Source organism: Clostridium sp. 1001283B150225_161107_B6 (assembly GCF_015556325.1).
Taxonomy (GTDB): Bacteria; Bacillota; Clostridia; order Lachnospirales; family Lachnospiraceae; genus Enterocloster.
The window spans coordinates 55,538-73,651 of record NZ_JADNMD010000004.1 but is presented as its reverse complement, the minus strand read 5'-3'; the positions used below and the strand labels follow the sequence as shown (position 1 = coordinate 73,651).

The following is an 18,114-nucleotide window of genomic DNA, read 5'->3' as shown; positions in this document are numbered from 1 at the left end:
TACATATACTGGCTGGTCCATCTGTTGATATGATTGTAGCTTTACGGCAAAGGATTGTCAATAAAAAGAAGAGGCAGAATTATCTTCTGCCCCTTTGGGACGGCCTGCCGTCCCAACGGTTACCGCTGAAACTCCTCCCGTGAAAAATATTCCTTTGTAGCCTTCCTGACCTGGGGTGCCAGCGCTACCATGGCAATCAGGTTAGGGATGGTGAGAAGCCCCAGAGCCACATCCTGGATGACCCAGACCAGCTCAATCTCCGCCAATGCGCCGATAATGCAAAAGCAGGGGAATACGTATTTAAATTTGTCGGCCACCTTTGTCCCGAATATGTAGTTCAGACCCACGAAACCGAAATACCACTGGCTCATCAGGGTTGTGGAGGAAAACAGCAGGAGACAGACAGCCACCACATAGCGCAGGGGTTCCCACACGCTGGCAAATGCATTGATGGCCAGCACATTTCCCGGCGCTCCCGAATCCAGCACGCCGGTAACTCCCAGCACCAGTCCGGTAATGGTACAGATGACAAAGGTGTCTAAGAAAACCTCCGCCACGCCTGTAATGCCCTGCTGCACCGGGTGGTCTACCTGGGCGGCGGAATGGATAACCGGCGCCGAACCCTCGCCGGCTTCATTGGAATACAGGCCCCTGGCAACACCCTTTTGCATGGCAATCAGCATGGAGCCCATGGCGCCGCCCGCCATGGCCCTGAGGCCGAAGGCTCCGGCAAAGATGTCTGCGAATACGCCCGGCACCCTGGTTATATTGGCAGCAATGATGAGAAGCCCGCCCACCACATAGATGAGCGCCATAGTAGGAACCAGCTTCTGGGCCACATGGGCCAGACGTTTAAGTCCGCCCAGTGTAATAACAAAAATAATGAATACAAGGGCAACTCCCGTGGTCAGATAGGGAACGCCGAAATTCTCCTTCATGACACCGCTTATGGTGTTGGACTGGATAAAGTTGCCTCCGATAATCTGGGTCACCATAAAGAAGGCGCACAGTACAGCCAGCCAGGGCGCGTGCAGTCCCTTTTTGATATAGTACATGGGACCGCCCACATAATTTCCCTCTTCATTCTTCTCGCGGTACAGCATACCAAGAATGATTTCACCGTACTTGGTAGCCATTCCCACAAAGGCAGCCACCCACATCCAAAAGATGGCTCCCATGCCGCCTGCCAGCACGGCCGTGGACACGCCCACAATGTTGCCGCTTCCCACGCAGGACGCCACTGCCGTACACAAGGCCTGGAAGGAAGATATGGTTCCTGCTTCTTTGGACTCCTTGTTCTTTGAGAGAATGGGCTCCCAGATTGTCTTTTTTATGATGTATCCAAAACGCCGTATCTGTATGCCTCCTGTTATGATTGTATATAAAAGCCCCACTCCAAGAAGCACAAACAACAGCCAGTTGCCCCACAGCCAGTCGTCAAAAGCCGTAAGAATCTGCTGAAGCTCTTTCATTCTTCCTTTCCTCCTTTAGTACCTGATTACCATTCCAGATAGATGGGATTCGTCCACGCGGTGCGGCCGTATTTGTCCACTGCCTCCACCCGTATATAGGTCTCATGGCCCTTTAAGGCGTATTCCGCATGGTTCAGGGTATCCTTAAACCTCTCCCCCAGAACCGTGGTCCCGTCATTGATGATATTTCCGCATACAAAGTTTACATGATTCACATTGGATGTGTCAATCCATACCTTGCCGTCCCGCACACCCCAGTCATATATCTCAGGGCCGGATGAGGAATAATAATTGCCGTCCATAAAGTTCTGCACAATGCCGTCATGGCTTAAGTCAGGGGACTGGACGCAAATCCAGCCGCCGCAGGAATCCTCAAACAGCCCCTCGTTGTGATTGTCATCACTGGCAAATGCATTGATTTTCTTTCCCATGCGCAGCATCCTGTCCCAGTACGTCACATCGTAACCCGTATTGGACTCCTGCACCGTATTGAAGTTAAAAATCTCCAGGGAGCTGATTCCCTCTGTGTAGATAAACTCATCCTCTGTCACCCGGCTCCAGATGGGGTGATTGTAGGTGGTGACGCAGCCATGGTCCCTCAGCATGTCGGCCACCTCCTGGGCAGCCTTTGGACCGGTCCACTCACCGAAAAATTTCATAGGGGGGATGTACTGCATGTGCCCGTAGGTCCCCAGGGGAGCTGCGTCCTGCATGGCCTGCGTACCCAGGATACCGTGGAGGTGATGTATCTTATAGCGCTCCCCTGTGCCCTTTGCCCGGTACAGCACCACACTGCTCTCCACCGCCGGCACTATGATGAACTGTTCCGTGTTGAACAGCTCCCGGTAGTCTGTAAATATGTCATGCTCGGAAAAGCACATAAAATGGTATCCGTTGTCCCTGTAAAGCTTCACGGACTGCTCCGGGGTGAGCATGCCGTCCGACACCGTGGTATGGCTGTGGATATTGCCTTTATACCAGTTTCCGCAATTTTTAAAACCATGATATTCCTTCATATATTCATACCGCCCTTCTTTCAAAATCAATGTGCCGGCTTACTCTGCCTTGGATGCTGCCTGGCACTTCTTGATACGGTGAATCAGGAATGTGGACACTCCCACACCAATGACCGCCCATCCAATCATGACGCTGAATACAATCCGGAAGCCAGCCATACCCGGATACCTGTCAAGGAAATTGCCGTACATTACATATGCAAATGCATTGGGAAGGTAGATAACCAGGGAGGCAAGGCTCATGGCTGCTCCTGTAATCTCCTTTGGAACCTTTACTTCATCCATAGGTGCAAAGAACACAGCCCTCATGGTGAATACGATGGCTCCGAAAGCCAGTGTGCATGCTGCTCCAATTACCCAGTTCCCGCCCTGTCCAAGCGTCTCATGAGGCACCATCAGGAACAGCGCCATGGCAATGATGCATACCACGAAGCCAGCGCGGATATGCTTTGCAGAGGATTTGTGCACCTTATCGGACATGAAACCTCCGATGGGTCCGCCTACCATCTTAAGGCCGTACTGGTTGATGATTCCGTACATACCCACGGCTGTTGCCGGAAGGAAATAAATCTGGTTCAGGAAAGGAATAAAATATGTAAGTCCGCAATAAATACAGTATACCGTAAAACCGTTCAAAGAAACAGCCCAAATGTCAATACTCCTGACCGCCTGCATCATACCGCCGAAAGCAGCCTGCGCCTTATTGACTTCCTTACCCGTTTCATCCACGCGTTTTTCGTCATTGGGAACAAAAATCAGGCAGAGTACGCCGGCTGCAGCCGTGACTGCTGATAAGAACAAGAGGCCGCCCCTCAGTGCTGCCGCACCCTCTCCCATGGCCTTGAAGATAGCCAGGGCAGTGGATGCAATGATGACGTCCACAATACCGCGCCCCATTTCCAGAAAACCGAACATACGTCCCTGTGTCTTCTCATCGCCTAAAAGCCTGATGGCCTTTAACAGTACGGGCCAGTATGTAACCTCTCCCAAGATAGCCATTACGCCGAAGGCAGCCAGAAAGCCCCAGTACCCGGGGAAGGTGGAAAGATATACGCCTACGATTCCAAGGCCAATCAGGGAACCGCCAATCATATATTTCTTGCTGAACATATCGCAGATGTAAATACCTGCTATCAGACCAATGGTCTGCACAATGCCGTAAGCACTTAAGGCGCCGCCGATTTGGGTATTGGTCAGGCCCATAAACTGCTGCATGGGTACATAGAACATGTCCTTCATGGACGAAAGCTTGAATGCAATACCTCCTGATAATGTGAGGATACAGAACACCAGCCAGCGGTTGGGTGCTGCTTTTACGATTTTCGCTCTTGTTTCATTACTCATATCTATTAAATCTCCTTTCGTTGTGTGTATCCGGTACCCACTCCCTAAACGGTACCTGTCATTCCCTGCAGGACCGCTTCGCCCTGCTACAGACATAGTATATCTGTTTTTAATTGGGTTTTCAAGTTAATTCGCAATAATATCAAATTTTTTCGCAATTATACTAAATTTTTTGTTGGCTTTTTGTGCATTTCGCATCTATAAAATTGCGAATATGTTGGTTATAATGAAATCGGTCCTTTTAAACACAAGTTTTTCCCAATGTTTTTTTGCAGGGGCAAAGAGGCGATTTTGGGATTAACTTGGGAATCATTGCATTTTTTACTTTTCCATTTTGGGATTTTGGGATATAATAAGTTATGATTGACTAATTAAGAAAAGCATCAGAAGGGAGGGCTAAAACATATGCTGGCAAAACAGCGATACACTAAGATTCTGGAGCTTTTAGATAAAGACGGAATCGTACATACAGCCGAACTGGTAAAGCTGATGGGCGTTTCCTCGGAAACCATCCGCAAGGACCTGGAGTATCTGGACAGCCAGGGACGCCTGTCCAGGGTACACGGAGGCGCTGTCCCTATGGATACAGGAAAATCAGCAGATATTCCGGGGGGATACATTTCCCTGCAAATCCGTAATTCCCAGAACCTGGAGCAAAAGGCAGCCATCACCTCAAAGGCAGCGGGCATGGTAAATGAAGGCCAGGTCATTGCCCTGGATTACGGAAGCACCAGCCAGATGATGGCGCTTGTATTAAAGGAACGGTTCCGCAGCCTGACCGTTGTGACAAACTCCATTCAGAACGCTCTGATGCTGGCTGAAAATCCGGGAATTACCATCATCCTCACAGGCGGTATTCTGAACCGGGATGAGTATACCCTGGTCAATGAATTCTCCTCTACCCTGGAAAGCATCCACATCGACATCATGTTCATGACCGTAACAGGCATTGACCCTGTTATCGGATGCACGGACCAGAGGCTGAGCGAGATACGGATTCAGAACCAGATGCACCGTTCTGCCAGCCGTACCATTGTGCTGTCTGACTCCACTAAGTTCGGAAAAGCCAGCCTGCTTAAAATTTGTCCCTTTGACGAGGTTGATACCATTGTGACAGACTCAGGCATCTCGCCGCAGATGGAAAGCAGGATTCGCGGGACCGGGGTCAAGCTAATCATTGCATGACAGTGGGTATACCGGGACAGAACAGCACAAGCAGTATGGATGAACAGCACAAAAATGTACAAACAAACCAATGACAGAAAGGCGGAACATCATGAATGTATTTGATATCCTGGGGCCGGTGATGATTGGCCCTTCCAGTTCCCACACGGCCGGAGCTGCCAGAATCGGCAGGATAACCCTGGCCCTGCTGGGCGCACCTGCCGTAAAGGCGGACATTTTCCTCCACGGCTCCTTTGCAAAGACATATAAGGGCCATGGCACGGACAAGGCATTGATTGCAGGCATCATGGGAATGGCCACGGACGACAGCCGCATACGCAGGGCGCCGGAGCTGGCTAAGGAACAGGGCCTGGAGGTCAATATTGCCACAGGCGATATTGACGGAGCCCATCCCAATACGGCCAGGGTTACCCTGACCGATGGCGCGGGCAACACAGTCTCCCTTTTGGGAAGCAGTATCGGCGGCGGCAACATACTGGTAACGGAAGTAAACGGCATGGAGGTGTCCATCACAGGACAGCACACAACCCTGATTGTGCTCCACCGAGATGCACCCGGCACCATTGCGTCTGTCACCGAAGTCATGGCCGACGCAGGGGTGAATATCTGCAACTTCCGGCTGTCCAGACAGAGCCGGGGCGGCGAGGCCGTGATGACCATTGAGATTGACGGCAGTTTCGGACCGGAGCTGAACGAGAAAATCAAAGTGCTTCCCAATATTTTCTCCAGCACCATGCTTCAGCCCATATAGCTGATAAAAAACCACAATAACAGGAGGATTTATATTTATGGAACCTGAATTCAATTACTCCTCTGTGGCATCCATTGTGGCTGCCGCCGAAAAAAGCGGCCTTCCCATCTCTGCCATTGTACTGAAGCAGCAGGCAGAGCAGATGGAGCAGACAGAGGAATCCATATATGAACATATGCGGAACAATTACCAGGTCATGGCCCAGTGCATTGAACCCGGCTGCAATAAGGACCTTCGCAGCACCAGCGGTCTGACCGGAGGCAGCGCTTATAAGATGCGCAGGATATCCGAAAGCGGGAAAAGCCTGACCGGCTCCTTTCTCTCCGGCGCCCTGTACCGCGCCCTGGCTGTATCGGAACTCAATGCTGCCATGGGTCGGATTGTGGCCGCACCCACAGCAGGCAGCTGCGGCATCCTGCCTGCTGCCCTTTTGACCATGCAGGAAGAAAAACAGATTCCGGAAAGAGACTGCGTCATGTCCCTGTTCACTGCATCTGCCGTAGGCATGGTTATTGCCAACAATGCCTCCCTGGCAGGCGCCCAGGGCGGATGCCAGGCCGAGTGCGGTTCTGCGGCAGCCATGGCTGCTGCTGCCATCGTGGAACTGGCAGGCGGTACCCCGAAGATGGTGGAGCAGGCCATTGCCATTGCCATCAAAAACATACTGGGACTTGTATGCGACCCCGTAGCGGGTCTGGTTGAGATTCCCTGTATCAAGCGCAATGCCTCCGGCGTGGCAGGCGCCTTTGTGGCAGCCGAACTGGCCCTGGCCGGTATTGAGAGCGCCATTCCTGCCGACGAAGTCATCTGGACCATGAAAAAGGTAGGCGATGCCATGTCCTCCTCCTTAAAGGAAACAGCGGAAGGCGGCCTGGCTGCCACCCCTACGGGAAGGCGGCTTCATGAACAGGTCTTCGGCACTGCCCGCGAGGCCGGAAGCGGATGCAGCGGATGCGGAGGATGTTCCTCCTGAAGCGGATGATTTCTGCTGCAAAAACAGGGAACAGACCAATGAAATGACTGGGGTCTGTTCCCTGCTTTTTTTATCCTTCTTTTATTTCCGGCTCAGCTTCTGTTTCCAGCCCTGTCCGCCCTATTTCCCGCTGTTTACAGGAATTCCGTTAAAGAGCTCTGCTATCTCAGGCGTGACCCTGTTCTTAATAAGCAATCCGCCCACTCCCACTTGGTTCTCTGTCCTTATGGTACAATAGGGGCCTCCCTCAACTGTCTCGCAAAGATAATTCATGCGGCAGCTGTCATCCTCTGCAATGGCTCCCATCAGCAGGCGGATGGATTGGGAGTCCTCAAATACAAGGGTACCGTCTTCCCGGTAGTTAGGGTTGATTTTCTGAAGTTCCTCCAACTCCTCTCCCTCCGGCAGTTCTCCCTTCCGGTCATAGAAATAATTCTGCACCTCAAATGCAATCCGCTCCACCTTTTCAGGCGCCAGGTAAGAGCCAGGCTCCATGCCCTGTTCCTTCAGAAGTCCAATGGTCCGCTTAAAGGATGGGTATACCGGCCAGTACTGGCATACATCTTCCACCTGATACTGTGCTATATTGCCAAATGCCGACCTGGCTTTCTGGCGCTGCTGCAGGAGATAGCTGTTTTCCTGGTCCGTCATAAATGCAAGGCTGCCCACAGGCATCTCCACCAGCCGTTCCTCCACGGTCAGCTCCCTCATGTCCTCCTGGTAAGCCGCAAGCACAGCCTCCTGTACCCGGCTGTCCTGGCTCACCTCCGTGACACAGTCAGCCTCCCTGTACATAACCTGGCTTACATGTCCGGGCTCCTGGTTTAAAATCCTGTACACGCCCTCCTTGTAGGCGTCCTGTCTGTACAGGGCCGCATAGGCATCCAGCACAGCTGACAAGGGCAGGGAGTAGGAGCGTCTCACCTCACGGCCGTTTGCCAGGCGGTAGCACACCGTCATACTGGTGTCGAATTTTTCCTGCTCTGAATCATCTCCTTTGCCGTTCTTCATGGCCACAAAGATGGAGGTGGGACCGTCCGCCCCGCCGATATAGCTGACGGAGCCGGCTGCACCGGGATAATAGCCGCCGGCCCCCACCGCTGCCCTGCGTATGCCCAGCCGCTCATCTCTTTGCTCCAGGGCGCGTTTCCTGCCCTCTCCCACCATGGATAACACAGCCTCTTTGTCGGTAAGCACCATGGTTTCTTCTATATATTCATAGGGGTCCGCATATCTTATCTGCAGCTTTCCCTCACTGTCTGTTTCAAAGGTCTTATCTGAGAGCCAGTTGGTGTCCACGCCGATGTCCAGGCTGGCGGACAGGATTTTTTCTCCGGACGGTATATAGGAATCGTAGCCATACCAGTCATACCGGAAGCTCAGGAATACCAGAACTCCCGCAGCCAGGCACAGCCCCAGCTGCATTTTATGGCAGAACATCTTCTTAAAATCAAAGTGATAGATGATTTCCACAATACAGTGGGTCAGCACCACCGACACCATGGTTCCGAATAATCCCCAGCGCAGCCTGCTCTGCAGCGACCAGAAGAACATGCCTCCGGCCAATCCGATTCCCAGTACCAGCAGTATACGGATGGGCGGCATGGACTTCTTAAATGCCATTGCTTTGCCTGCAGCCTCTGACGGACGTTTGCGGTACAGCCCCAAATCCAGCGTGGTGACAGCCAGAAATGCCAGGACCGTACAGATGAGCTCCGGAACATGTTTTGTCAGTTCGTTCATCTTCCAGCCAAAGGAATTGATATACACGCTGAACGGGGACAGATACTTGACACCCCACATAAAGGGCGACTGTTCTGAACTCCACAGGTATCTGGCCGTGGTGACGAAAAATGTTCCGCAGTACCAGCACAGGAGCAGCATGACTCCCGGCAGCAGGAAATAGAATACGCCTGTTCCCAAAACGCCTACCACTATATTTCCGGTCATCATCATGGCTGCCACGGCTGTGGCGTACATCAGGGCGTAATACAGCATATTAAGTGCCCATCCACCGGCCATGGCTCCCAGTATCCCGCCCGCAGGCACGCCGTAGGATAAGGCCACGCCCAGGAGCAGCAGCAGATTAAGCCCATAGGCAGCGCCCACAATGAATATGCCTCCTGAAAACTGAGCCCCGAACAGGGCCTCACGTCTCACCGGGATGCTGTGGTAAAAGTCCACTTTTTTCTTGTTATGCAGATAGGCAAAGCCGGACACGCCCATAACCACTGCCGCGGTTATCATCAAAAAGGCAATCATCCCGTTTCCATACTCCACACCGCTTAACACAACCTCTGTCTTCAGTTCCAGAAGCCTTTCCTTGTACTGAAGGTCAGACATGGTGCCGTCCTGGACAAATGGCATGTAATCATTGTACCTGTAGTAATTGGTATTGGCTGCGTTCTCCATGTTCAGGGCCAGCCCAATGGGAAGGGTGAAGAAAAATGCCAGAAACACCAGCGCAATGGCCCACAGCCTTCTTCTGAAATCCTCCTTTAGCAGCTTAAAGTATAAGCTTCCTGATGTCATAACCAGCCACCTCCGTTTCACTGATGAATATTTCTTCCAGGGACAGTGGGATGCACTCAAAAAATACCGGCTCATAGGAAGCCATGACAGCCTCCACCTCGCCCCTGCTCCCCCGCACCGTGATGGTGCAGAGACTTCCTCTCTGTTCCACATTTACCATATCAAGGGCCGTCAGGTCCTCTGGCTTCATATCCGGTTTAAGGACGCACTGGACCTTGTGGATGTTAAGCTTCATGTCATCCAAATCCTTTGACAGAAGGATGCCTCCCTTGTGGAGCAGACCCACATGGTCGCAAATGTCCTCCAGCTCCCTCAGGTTATGGGATGCAATGATGGGGGTCAGGTTCCTGTCCTCCATATCCGCTGCAAAAATGCTCTTCACCGCCTGGCGCATCACCGGGTCCAGCCCGTCAAAGGTTTCATCGCAGAACAGGTAATCCGTGCCGGCGCACACGCCGCAGATGACAGAAACCTGCTTTTTCATGCCCTTGGAAAATGTGTGAATCTTCCGCTTTTCATCCAGGCCGAAATTTCCCATCAGCTTGTGGAAACGGGCCTCGTCAAATCCCTGGTACACCTTCTGGTAATAGCGCATCATCTCCGCAGGAGTGGTATTATTAAAGAAATACTGCTCATCCGATATATAGAAAAAACGCTTCTTTGCCGGGATATTCTCAAATACCTCATGCCCGTCAATGGTTATGCATCCCTCGTCTGGCTTTAACACGCCGCTGGCCAGCCTCAAAAAGGTGGACTTTCCGGCCCCGTTGGTACCGATGAGCCCGAACACGCTGCCATCCCGTATGGTGGCACTTATGTGGTCCACTGCCACGATATCGTCAAACCGCTTTGTCAGGTTCACTGCTTCAATCATTACTCTCTCCCCTTTCCATGGCATGATTCCGGCAGGCCGTATCAATCATTTCCTTCATCTCTCCTGCTGTGACGCCTACCTTTATGCCTTCCTCCACAGCGGAGTTAAAATGTCCCTTCCATTCCCTCAGGATTCCAGCCTTCATCCGGCTGTTATCCGCCACAAAGCTGCCCTTGCCTTTGATGGAATAAATATATCCCTGGCGCTCCAGCTCCGTATACGCTCTCTGGATGGTATTGGGATTGATGGACAGCTCTGTGGCCAGGCTGCGCACAGATGGAAGCTGTGCATCCTGCGGCAGGGCGCCCTTAAACATCAGTTCCCGGAGCCGTTCCGCCACCTGCTCATACAGCGGCCTGCTGTCCCTGTAATCCAGTACAATCATCCCGTCCTTCCCCCTCTCCCTTTTTTGATGCCGGGATTCCCGCCCGCAGCCTGTATGGCTCTTGCGTCAGGCCGCGGGCCGGGTTTCCTGTTTTTCCTGGTGTTCTATCTGTATTAAGTATATTAATACAGTTATCTTCCCCATTAGATTACCATAGTCTTCCAAGATTTACAATTAAAGATTTTCTTAAGATTCATTTTTTGGTATACTGGTGTAAGAACCACTCAAGGAGGTCAGCCATGTCCAACACCATGTTTTTCAACCTGCTTTTAAACATAGGTCTTCTGGTACTCATAGCCACCATGCTCACCAAGCTTCCCATGGTGCGCTCCATGCTCCTGGAGGACAGCCACGCCATGGGCAGCAGAGCAGCCCTGGCAGTCATCTTCGGTCTGGTCAGCATTTTTTCCACCTACACCGGAGTACGCGCCCAGGGCGCCATTGTCAACACCAGAGTCATCGGCGTGCTGGCGGCAGGGCTTTTAGGCGGTCCCTATGTGGGAATCGGAGCCGCCGTCATAGGAGGGCTTCACCGGTACCTTTTCGACATCGGAGGTTTTACCGCGGTGAGCTGTGCTGTCTCCACCTTTGTGGAGGGCCTTATCGGTTCCGCCTTTTCCAGGCGTTTTAAGGCCGGCAAGATTGACGGGGCCGGGGTATTCCTTATTACGGCCCTGGCGGAGATTGGCCAGATGGTTATCATCCTTCTCATCTCCCGCCCCTTCCCGGCTGCCCTGGACCTGGTGCGCCTCATAGCCTTTCCCATGATTATCATGAACGCCCTGGGCATGGTTGTGTTTCTTGGCACCTTTAATATGGTATTCATGGAGGAGGACAGCCAGTTTGCAGAAAAGATACGGCTGGCCATGGGCATTGTGGACCAGAGCCTGCCCCACCTGAGAAAGGGCCTCTACAGCACCGCTGATATGGATGCCACTGCGGACATCATATACCGGTCCACTGCCTGTGCAGCCGTGATGATTACAGATACCCAGAAAATTCTGGCCATGAAGGGGGAAGCATGGTACGATGTCCTCCGGGATGAGGCTGTGCTGGCGCCTATTCTAAGCTCCATCCATGACAGAAAGCCCACCACCTTCTCCTATGCGGAAAAGTCAGACCCTCTGTACCATATTCTGAAAAACCATATCATTGTTGCCGCCCCTCTCATTGAGATGGACAAACCAGTGGGAAGCCTGACCATGATGGTGAAGAAGCATTGGCACACCTCCCAGTCCAACCTGGATTTTGCCTCGGAACTGGCCCGCCTGTTTTCCACCCAGCTGGAGCTGTCAGACCTGGATTATCAGAAGCAGCTTCGCCGCAAAGCGGAGTTTAAGGCGCTCCAGTCCCAGGTAAATCCCCACTTCCTCTATAATGCGCTGAACACCATTTCATGTGTGTGCCGGGAAAATCCGGACCGGGCCAGGGAGCTGATTCTCACCCTTTCCTCCTACTACCGCCAGGCCCTGGAAAATGACCAGTACATGCTCAGTCTCCACACGGAGCTGTACCATGTGGCCAGCTATCTGGAACTGGAACAGGCGCGGTTTGAAGAAAAGCTGGCTGTGGAGCTGGATGTGGAGGACGACCTTAACTGCAAGGTCCCTTCCTTCATCCTGCAGCCCCTGGTGGAAAATGCAGTGCGCCACGGCGGGGACAGGACCGGCGCCCGCCATGTCTCCATCAGCGCCCACAGTGTGGACGGCATGGCAGAAATTGCTGTGTCCGACCGCGGACAGGGCATCCCCCGGGAAGTGGTCTTAAGTCTTTACACGGGCCTTGGAAAGGGCGTGGGCCTGTCCAATGTACATAAGCGCCTGAAAAGCATATACGGAGAAGATAACGGCCTGAAGATAGAGACTTCGGAGTCCGGTTCCAGGGTCTGGTTCAGGATACCTCTGGAACCGGAGGAAAGCCCTGACCCATCCAGGAAAATCAAACAGGAGGTTTCATGCAATGAAGATAGCTGTGATTGATGACGAACGTCCCGCACGAAAGGAACTGGTCCATCAGATTCTGGACGCCATGCCGGACAGCCGGATTGAGGAAGCCGACAGCGGCGCCTCTGCCATTGAACTCATCAGCCGGCAGACATTTGACCTGCTGTTCGTGGATATCAATCTGGGGGACATGGAAGGCACCACTCTGGCGGCAGCTGCCAGACGCATTCTTCCCGACGCCCAGATTGTGTTTGCCACCGCTTACTCCCAGTATGGAGTCAGGGCCTTTGAGCTGGGCGTGAACAACTATATCCTAAAGCCCTTTGACCCGGACCGTGTGCGCCGCGTTTTGGAAAAATGCCAAAAGGACCTTCGGAAAAACCAGACCCTTACTGCTTCTGATATCCAGTCCTGCATCGAACCGTACAGGCAGGCCTCATATGCTGTCTCACAGGAAACAGGAGAACCCGCTGCAGCTGCCTTTCCCTCCGGCCGCATGGCCATTAACATAAACAGGACCATTATACTGGTGGATATACAGCAGATTGTATACATAGAAACCGCGGGAAGGAGCTGCATCATCCACACCACCGAACGGGACTACACGGAAAATCTGCTTTTGGGAGAATATGAGAAGCGTCTGGCCTCCCATGGTTTCTGCCGTATACACAAGAGCTATCTGGTAAACCTTAACTATATCACCGAACTGTTCCCCTGGGCCAACAACAGCCTGGCCGTGAAGATGCAGGGGTATGAGAAGAACATTCTTCCTGTGAGCAGGGAAAAATCAAAAATGCTGCGCCAGCTCATTGGATTCTGATTCCTCTACACGCAATCCCGGGCAAACCGCCATCCGTTTATGAACCTTTTTCTACTGTTTGCGCACCCCTCCATACAGTTGGTACAAAAAATATTCACTTTTCCTCCTATTATTGTATAATTATGACAAATACAAGAAATACATAGGAGGTAGGTATATGATTAGTTTTTTTGTATGTCTGGCAATTTTAATTATCGGATTCATGTTCTACAGCAAGGTGGCTGAAAAGGTATTTGGCCCGGATGACAGAAAGCCGCCGGCATTGTCCATGACAGACGGAAGTGACTATGTGCCCATGGGAACCCCCCGTATATTCCTGATTCAGCTGCTGAACATTGCTGGTCTGGGGCCCATCTTCGGAGCACTGGCCGGCGCCTGCTGGGGCCCCAGCGTATTTCTGTGGATTACCTTCGGTACACTATTAGGCGGAGGCGTCCATGACTATATGGTAGGCATGATGTCCATGCGCCACAAGGGAGCCAGCGTGTCTGAGCTGACAGGTACATATCTGGGCAACGCCATGAAACAGGTTATGCGTGTATTTTCCGTGGTCCTTCTGGTACTGGTAGGCGTAAGCTTTTCCACCGGCCCCGCCAACCTGCTTGCCATGCTGACCCCCAATGTGCTGGATGCCAAATTCTGGCTGGCAGTGGTATTGATTTATTACTTCATAGCAACCTTTGTTCCCATTGATAAGGTTATCGGAAAGATTTATCCTGTGTTTGGAGTCTGCCTTATTGTCATGGCGCTGGGCGTGGGAGGAGCCATCATACTCGGCGGCTATCACATTCCTGAGATTACCCTGTCCAACCTGCATCCTGCAGGCACCCCTATATGGCCCACCATGTTCATCTCTGTTGCCTGCGGCGCCATCTCCGGTTTCCATGCAACCCAGTCCCCACTGATGGCGCGGTGTCTTACCAATGAAAAGGACGGCCGCAAGGTGTTCTACGGAGCCATGGTAGCGGAAGGTGTCATCGCCCTTATCTGGGCCGCTGCAGGAGTTGCATTCTATAACGGCACCGGCGGTCTGTTAGAGGCACTTGGCAACGGACAGTCCAGCGTTGTATATGAAATCTGCTTCAAGCTCCTGGGACCTGTAGGCGCTGTCATCGCCATGATTGGCGTTATCGCCTGCCCTATCTCTTCAGCAGATACTGCTTACCGCAGTGCAAGGCTGACCCTGGCGGACTGGTTTAAGATTGACCAGAAGCCCATTAAGAACCGTCTCGCCTTAACCGTTCCGCTGCTGGCCGTTGGCGCTGTCCTGACCCAGGTGGATGTACAGGTGGTGTGGAGATATTTCTCCTGGAGCAACCAGACACTGGCCATGATTGCCCTGTGGGCTGCCAGCGTGTATCTGTTCCGCAGAAAACGTTTTTACTGGCTCACCGCCCTTCCGGCCACCTTCATGTCGGCTGTTTCCTGCACCTATATCCTCATGGCAAAGGAAGGCTTCCAGCTCTCTACCGCCATTGCCTATCCAGCCGGCATCCTCTTTGCCGCCGTATGCCTGGGAACCTTTGTGTACACCTGCGTGATGAAAAAAGGAAAGAACGCAGACAGCCCTGCTGTTGAAGAGCCCTATGCAGTTTAAGAGAACCAGTATACCTTGATTCATATAAAAGAGGCGCTGTCCACGGCCGGTTCTGTCCGGCCATGGGCGGCGCCCTTTTTCTGTTATATTCTTCCCTGCTTTCTATTTATCTCCGGGCCTCTTCCGGCTGTCAAAATACACAAACCGGTCAATGGCATCCAGAATATCCTTAAAATCCTCCCTGGGAGCCAGGTCAATGTAGGCCCTCAGTATCTCCTTCTCCCGTTCCTTAAAGGGACCATAAAATATATCATAGAGATTATGGCCCCTGAGATAGGTGCGCACCTCTTCCATGTGGTCCTTCATATCCTCCGGGGATGAGAAATCCCGTCCCAGCACTTCCATCAGCTGCTGCCCGCTGCGAATGCGGTACAGATATTCCCGCCATTTGCCGTAGAGTGTCCCATAAAAGGCATCCTCGCTTTCCACGATTCCCAGACGGACCATAACAGCCGGATTAAAGAAATAATTCTCAAAGGAATAATACTTTAAAATCAGCACATTCCTCCGGGTCACCTTGGGCAGGCGGTCCACATCCTCCCTATTGCGCTCGTCATAATACCTGCACAGCTGCGATGCCAGCTCCTCCGGGTCCCTGCCGTCCCCATCCCGTATCATCAGAAACTGGTCGCGCAGGTAGACCTGGTTCATATACTTTAAATTGGCATAGGTCTTTATGTTGGTGCAGCTGTTCGTAGTGATGATGGAAATACGGTACAGATTCCCCTCCTCATTGTATATCTCGGAATAATACTTCTCCAGAAGCAGCGGCAGGCGGCTCTTATCCTGTTTTCCCTCCACGATAAACACAAAACTGACATTTAAAAGGTCATTGGCCCCGTATCCCAGGTCGTCCAGTATCCCGCTCATATTAGTCTTGGGGCGTACCACTGAATACCGCTCCTCATCCAGCACCACCTGCCGTATCTGGCGTATACTGAAATTAAACAGCAGGTCCGGGCTGTGGGTCTTAAAAATCACCTGGTTTTTCTTGGACAGACGGTACAGAATCTCACTGCAGGTCTTCTGAAGCTGGGGATGGAGGAAAATCTCCGGGTCCTCCACCACAATAATGCTTGGAATCCTGCCCGGTTCACTGATATAGGTTTCCAGCAGGGACAGCATATAAATGCTGCGCATACCCTTTCCCATCAGCTCCACCGGCTTTACGCTGCCCCTCTGGCGGTTGTGTGCCGTTACCTCCACGGTGAAAAGCTGGTCCGCATCACAATTCAGGGTATACTGTATCTCCTCATATCCGCCGTTTTTAAAGAAATTCTCATTGACCTTCCTGGAAAACCCGCTCAGGTTCAGCTGATATATCTTAAACTCCAGCAGGCGGGCCGTCTCAAAGGCAGTAAGCTCTTCCGGCTTTTTCTGATTAACCAGGCCAATGCATTGGAAACAATGGTTGCATTTCTTTGCCCGCTCAAACATGCAGCTGCCGGAGCGCAGTCTCCGCAGTTCCTCGTCCTCCTGGAACATCAGCAGGTCGTTCTGCAGCTGGTTCAGCTCCCGCTCCGCATTGATACGGTAGATGCGCGGCATTACCATATGGATGTAGGGGTTATTCTTCCGGTACAAATCCTCGTAACGCACCCTGCCGTCCTGGTTCACGTGGAAGGTAAAGGACAATTCCCCATTCTGAAAGGAGGGCAGCCGCTCAGAAAACACCCTGCGCCACACATCATAGCGCCTGTACTGGCTGACAACACCCATATGGTGAAACAGATGCAGGTCCTCCTCCTCTATGGAAAAACAGGCGTCAATCCGTATAGCCTGGCGGTTCTCGTTAAAATCCCTGTCCTGAATCTCATAGCAGCCGCACACTGCGCAGACTGCATCCAGCACCGAGGTCTTTCCTGTATTATTTTTTCCAACGAAAATCAGCGCCCTGTCAATATCACGGATTTCCATGCTTCGGATGGATTTAAAATTATGTATATGCAGATAGGTGAGCTGCATGGGAGCCTCCTTTCTCCGGGTGTGTATTGTTACTATGAGTATACGTCATTAAAAGGCAGGGCACAAGCCCGTTTTTACCGGGTGCGCCCTGCCTTTTATTTTGTTTTCCGGCCTTTTTGTTTACATGCTACTTCTCCGCCTGTTCTTTCTCTGTCCCTTCTTTCTCTGTCCGTTCTTCCCCAGCCTGCTTTTCCCTGCTGTCTTTTTCTTTTTTCTTCCCTGTATTATCACCGCGGAAAATAAAGACACTGCTTCCCGGACGGTTCCTGCCTCCGCTCCTACGGCCCGCCCTTTTGGCGATGAGAACAGCCGCCGCAATTATGACAGCCAGCACCAGCAGGACGGGACTGTTGGAAGCCAGCCACACAATCAGGTCAACCGCGGCCTCCGTCAGGTTGTTCAGACTCCGGTTAAAGCCTTTCTGAATCCTAGTTCCAATGCTGTCAGGCGCAGTGGGGGTAAGGTCCTTTACCTCCATCATATAGATGGACACCGTACTGTAGTCCACCTGGTTGTCATAGAGACGCAGCTGTGATGTGTAGGACTCCAGCTCATAGCGTATTTCCGACAGCCGTGCTTCCAGCGCCACCACGGCATCCAGCGTGTCCGCCTTCTCCAGCAGGGCCCAAAGCCGTTCCTGTTCAATCTCCAGTGACTTCTTGCGGCTCTGTACATCTGAATACTGAAGGGTCACATCCGTCACCTGTTCCTGCTTGCTGGTCACATTTCCGGCGCCCTCCACAATCTCCACAAAGCGGTCCAGTTTGTCAGCCGGAATCCTGGCCTTGATGTCTGCATAACGCTGCTGGCTGCCGCCGTAAGAGCTGACGCTGATTCCCGACACATCAGATGATTCCACGTAACCGCCCAGCTCCCTTACTTTGCCGGTAATCTGTGAGAGGACACCGTCAAAATCCCTGGCCTCCACGTTCATGCTCACATCCCGTATCAGCTTCCTGCCTGCGTCCGCCAGACTGCCCATATCCGCTGTGGACGAAATCCCGCTTCCGCTCTCCTGCATTTCTGTGCCGGCGTCTTCTTCCGGCAGAGCCTCCATGTACTGCCCTGCCCCCGCAGTCTCCACATATCTTGCAGCCGCCGCAGTCTCCGCCCTGGCAGATGTGTTGGCCGACTTGCTTGCACAGCCTGACAGTGAAAGCAGTGAGATGACCGCCATCAGGACAACGGCCGCCCCCAGTCTTCCTGAATGTCCCATGTTCCATTTTTTCATAACCCATCCTCCTTTATGGCTTCATG

General features: G+C 52.4%; 14 protein-coding genes. 6 read left to right on the top strand and 8 right to left on the bottom strand.

All coding sequences use genetic code 11. From position 1 onward, the window contains the following. Positions 1–119: 119 nt before the first annotated feature. Genes I2H39_RS11705 through I2H39_RS11695 form a run of 3 tightly spaced genes read right to left on the bottom strand, consistent with a single transcriptional unit; the run spans position 120 to position 3,832 of the window. Positions 120–1,472, bottom strand: a complete 1,353-nt coding sequence (locus I2H39_RS11705; RefSeq protein WP_138308679.1) for an alanine/glycine:cation symporter family protein — start codon at positions 1,470–1,472, stop codon at positions 120–122. Between the two features lie 26 nt (positions 1,473–1,498). After that, positions 1,499–2,488, bottom strand: a complete 990-nt coding sequence (locus I2H39_RS11700) for a CehA/McbA family metallohydrolase (RefSeq protein ID WP_195626523.1) — start codon at positions 2,486–2,488, stop codon at positions 1,499–1,501. Between the two features lie 39 nt (positions 2,489–2,527). Next, positions 2,528–3,832 (bottom strand): MFS transporter, encoded by a 1,305-nt coding sequence (locus tag I2H39_RS11695; protein WP_138308683.1) that lies wholly within the window; start codon positions 3,830–3,832, stop codon positions 2,528–2,530. Between the two features lie 405 nt (positions 3,833–4,237). On the opposite strand from I2H39_RS11695, the gene I2H39_RS11690 reads away from it, so the two are divergent. The 3 genes from I2H39_RS11690 to sdaAA all read left to right on the top strand — a co-directional run bounded on the left by I2H39_RS11690 (position 4,238) and on the right by sdaAA (position 6,741). Next, positions 4,238–5,017, top strand: coding sequence for a DeoR/GlpR family DNA-binding transcription regulator (locus I2H39_RS11690; RefSeq protein WP_138308685.1), 780 nt, complete (start codon positions 4,238–4,240; stop codon positions 5,015–5,017). Between the two features lie 91 nt (positions 5,018–5,108). Continuing rightward, on the top strand, positions 5,109–5,768 hold the full coding sequence (sdaAB, locus tag I2H39_RS11685) for an L-serine ammonia-lyase, iron-sulfur-dependent subunit beta (RefSeq protein ID WP_138308687.1): 660 nt from the start codon (positions 5,109–5,111) through the stop codon (positions 5,766–5,768). Between the two features lie 37 nt (positions 5,769–5,805). After that, positions 5,806–6,741: an L-serine ammonia-lyase, iron-sulfur-dependent, subunit alpha gene (gene sdaAA / locus I2H39_RS11680; RefSeq protein ID WP_138308688.1), complete on the top strand. Its 936-nt coding sequence runs from the start codon at positions 5,806–5,808 to the stop codon at positions 6,739–6,741. A 120-nt stretch (positions 6,742–6,861) separates the two neighbouring features. Here sdaAA and I2H39_RS11675 read toward each other — a convergent pair whose 3' ends face one another. Genes I2H39_RS11675 through I2H39_RS11665 form a run of 3 tightly spaced genes read right to left on the bottom strand, consistent with a single transcriptional unit; the run spans position 6,862 to position 10,532 of the window. Further along, the gene (locus tag I2H39_RS11675) at positions 6,862–9,273 is read right to left on the bottom strand and encodes a DUF6449 domain-containing protein (RefSeq protein ID WP_138308691.1); all 2,412 of its coding nucleotides are present in this window, start codon (positions 9,271–9,273) and stop codon (positions 6,862–6,864) included. Then, positions 9,248–10,147 (bottom strand): ABC transporter ATP-binding protein, encoded by a 900-nt coding sequence (locus I2H39_RS11670; RefSeq protein ID WP_138308693.1) that lies wholly within the window; start codon positions 10,145–10,147, stop codon positions 9,248–9,250. The genes I2H39_RS11675 and I2H39_RS11670 overlap by 26 nt, the downstream gene beginning before the upstream one ends. After that, positions 10,140–10,532 (bottom strand): GntR family transcriptional regulator, encoded by a 393-nt coding sequence (locus tag I2H39_RS11665; protein WP_138308696.1) that lies wholly within the window; start codon positions 10,530–10,532, stop codon positions 10,140–10,142. Before I2H39_RS11665 ends, I2H39_RS11670 begins: the two co-directional genes overlap by 8 nt. A gap of 239 nt (positions 10,533–10,771) precedes the next feature. Here I2H39_RS11665 and I2H39_RS11660 point away from each other — a divergent pair, with 239 nt between their 5' ends. The 3 genes from I2H39_RS11660 to I2H39_RS11650 all read left to right on the top strand — a co-directional run bounded on the left by I2H39_RS11660 (position 10,772) and on the right by I2H39_RS11650 (position 14,892). Further along, positions 10,772–12,511 (top strand): LytS/YhcK type 5TM receptor domain-containing protein, encoded by a 1,740-nt coding sequence (locus I2H39_RS11660; protein ID WP_195626522.1) that lies wholly within the window; start codon positions 10,772–10,774, stop codon positions 12,509–12,511. Then, positions 12,492–13,295 carry a LytTR family DNA-binding domain-containing protein gene (locus I2H39_RS11655; RefSeq protein ID WP_195626521.1) on the top strand — a complete coding sequence of 268 codons (804 nt, stop codon included), beginning with the start codon at positions 12,492–12,494 and terminating at the stop codon, positions 13,293–13,295. The genes I2H39_RS11660 and I2H39_RS11655 overlap by 20 nt, the downstream gene beginning before the upstream one ends. Positions 13,296–13,452: 157 nt before the next feature. After that, entirely contained in the window at positions 13,453–14,892 is a 1,440-nt protein-coding gene (locus I2H39_RS11650) for a carbon starvation CstA family protein (protein ID WP_138308702.1), read from the top strand. 102 nt (positions 14,893–14,994) lie between these two features. Here the strand turns inward: I2H39_RS11650 and I2H39_RS11645 are convergent, their stop codons facing one another. After that, positions 14,995–16,857, bottom strand: a complete 1,863-nt coding sequence (locus tag I2H39_RS11645; RefSeq protein WP_138308704.1) for an AAA family ATPase — start codon at positions 16,855–16,857, stop codon at positions 14,995–14,997. Positions 16,858–16,984: 127 nt separating this feature from the next. Next, positions 16,985–18,088 carry a DUF4349 domain-containing protein gene (locus tag I2H39_RS11640; RefSeq protein WP_138308706.1) on the bottom strand — a complete coding sequence of 368 codons (1,104 nt, stop codon included), beginning with the start codon at positions 18,086–18,088 and terminating at the stop codon, positions 16,985–16,987. Positions 18,089–18,114 lie beyond the last annotated feature (26 nt).

Bases quoted from the DNA above. Each gene is read 5' to 3' on its own strand.
- sdaAB (WP_138308687.1), top strand. From the start codon at position 5,109: ATGAATGTATTTGATATCCTGGGGCCGGTGATGATTGGCCCTTCCAGT.
- sdaAA (WP_138308688.1), top strand. From the start codon at position 5,806: ATGGAACCTGAATTCAATTACTCCTCTGTGGCATCCATTGTGGCTGCC.
- I2H39_RS11700 (WP_195626523.1), bottom strand. From the start codon at position 2,488: ATGAAGGAATATCATGGTTTTAAAAATTGCGGAAACTGGTATAAAGGC.
- I2H39_RS11650 (WP_138308702.1), top strand. From the start codon at position 13,453: ATGATTAGTTTTTTTGTATGTCTGGCAATTTTAATTATCGGATTCATG.
- I2H39_RS11690 (WP_138308685.1), top strand. From the start codon at position 4,238: ATGCTGGCAAAACAGCGATACACTAAGATTCTGGAGCTTTTAGATAAA.
- I2H39_RS11670 (WP_138308693.1), bottom strand. From the start codon at position 10,147: ATGATTGAAGCAGTGAACCTGACAAAGCGGTTTGACGATATCGTGGCA.
- I2H39_RS11695 (WP_138308683.1), bottom strand. From the start codon at position 3,832: ATGAGTAATGAAACAAGAGCGAAAATCGTAAAAGCAGCACCCAACCGC.
- I2H39_RS11640 (WP_138308706.1), bottom strand. From the start codon at position 18,088: ATGAAAAAATGGAACATGGGACATTCAGGAAGACTGGGGGCGGCCGTT.
- I2H39_RS11665 (WP_138308696.1), bottom strand. From the start codon at position 10,532: ATGATTGTACTGGATTACAGGGACAGCAGGCCGCTGTATGAGCAGGTG.
- I2H39_RS11705 (WP_138308679.1), bottom strand. From the start codon at position 1,472: ATGAAAGAGCTTCAGCAGATTCTTACGGCTTTTGACGACTGGCTGTGG.
- I2H39_RS11645 (WP_138308704.1), bottom strand. From the start codon at position 16,857: ATGCAGCTCACCTATCTGCATATACATAATTTTAAATCCATCCGAAGC.
- I2H39_RS11655 (WP_195626521.1), top strand. From the start codon at position 12,492: ATGAAGATAGCTGTGATTGATGACGAACGTCCCGCACGAAAGGAACTG.
- I2H39_RS11675 (WP_138308691.1), bottom strand. From the start codon at position 9,273: ATGACATCAGGAAGCTTATACTTTAAGCTGCTAAAGGAGGATTTCAGA.
- I2H39_RS11660 (WP_195626522.1), top strand. From the start codon at position 10,772: ATGTCCAACACCATGTTTTTCAACCTGCTTTTAAACATAGGTCTTCTG.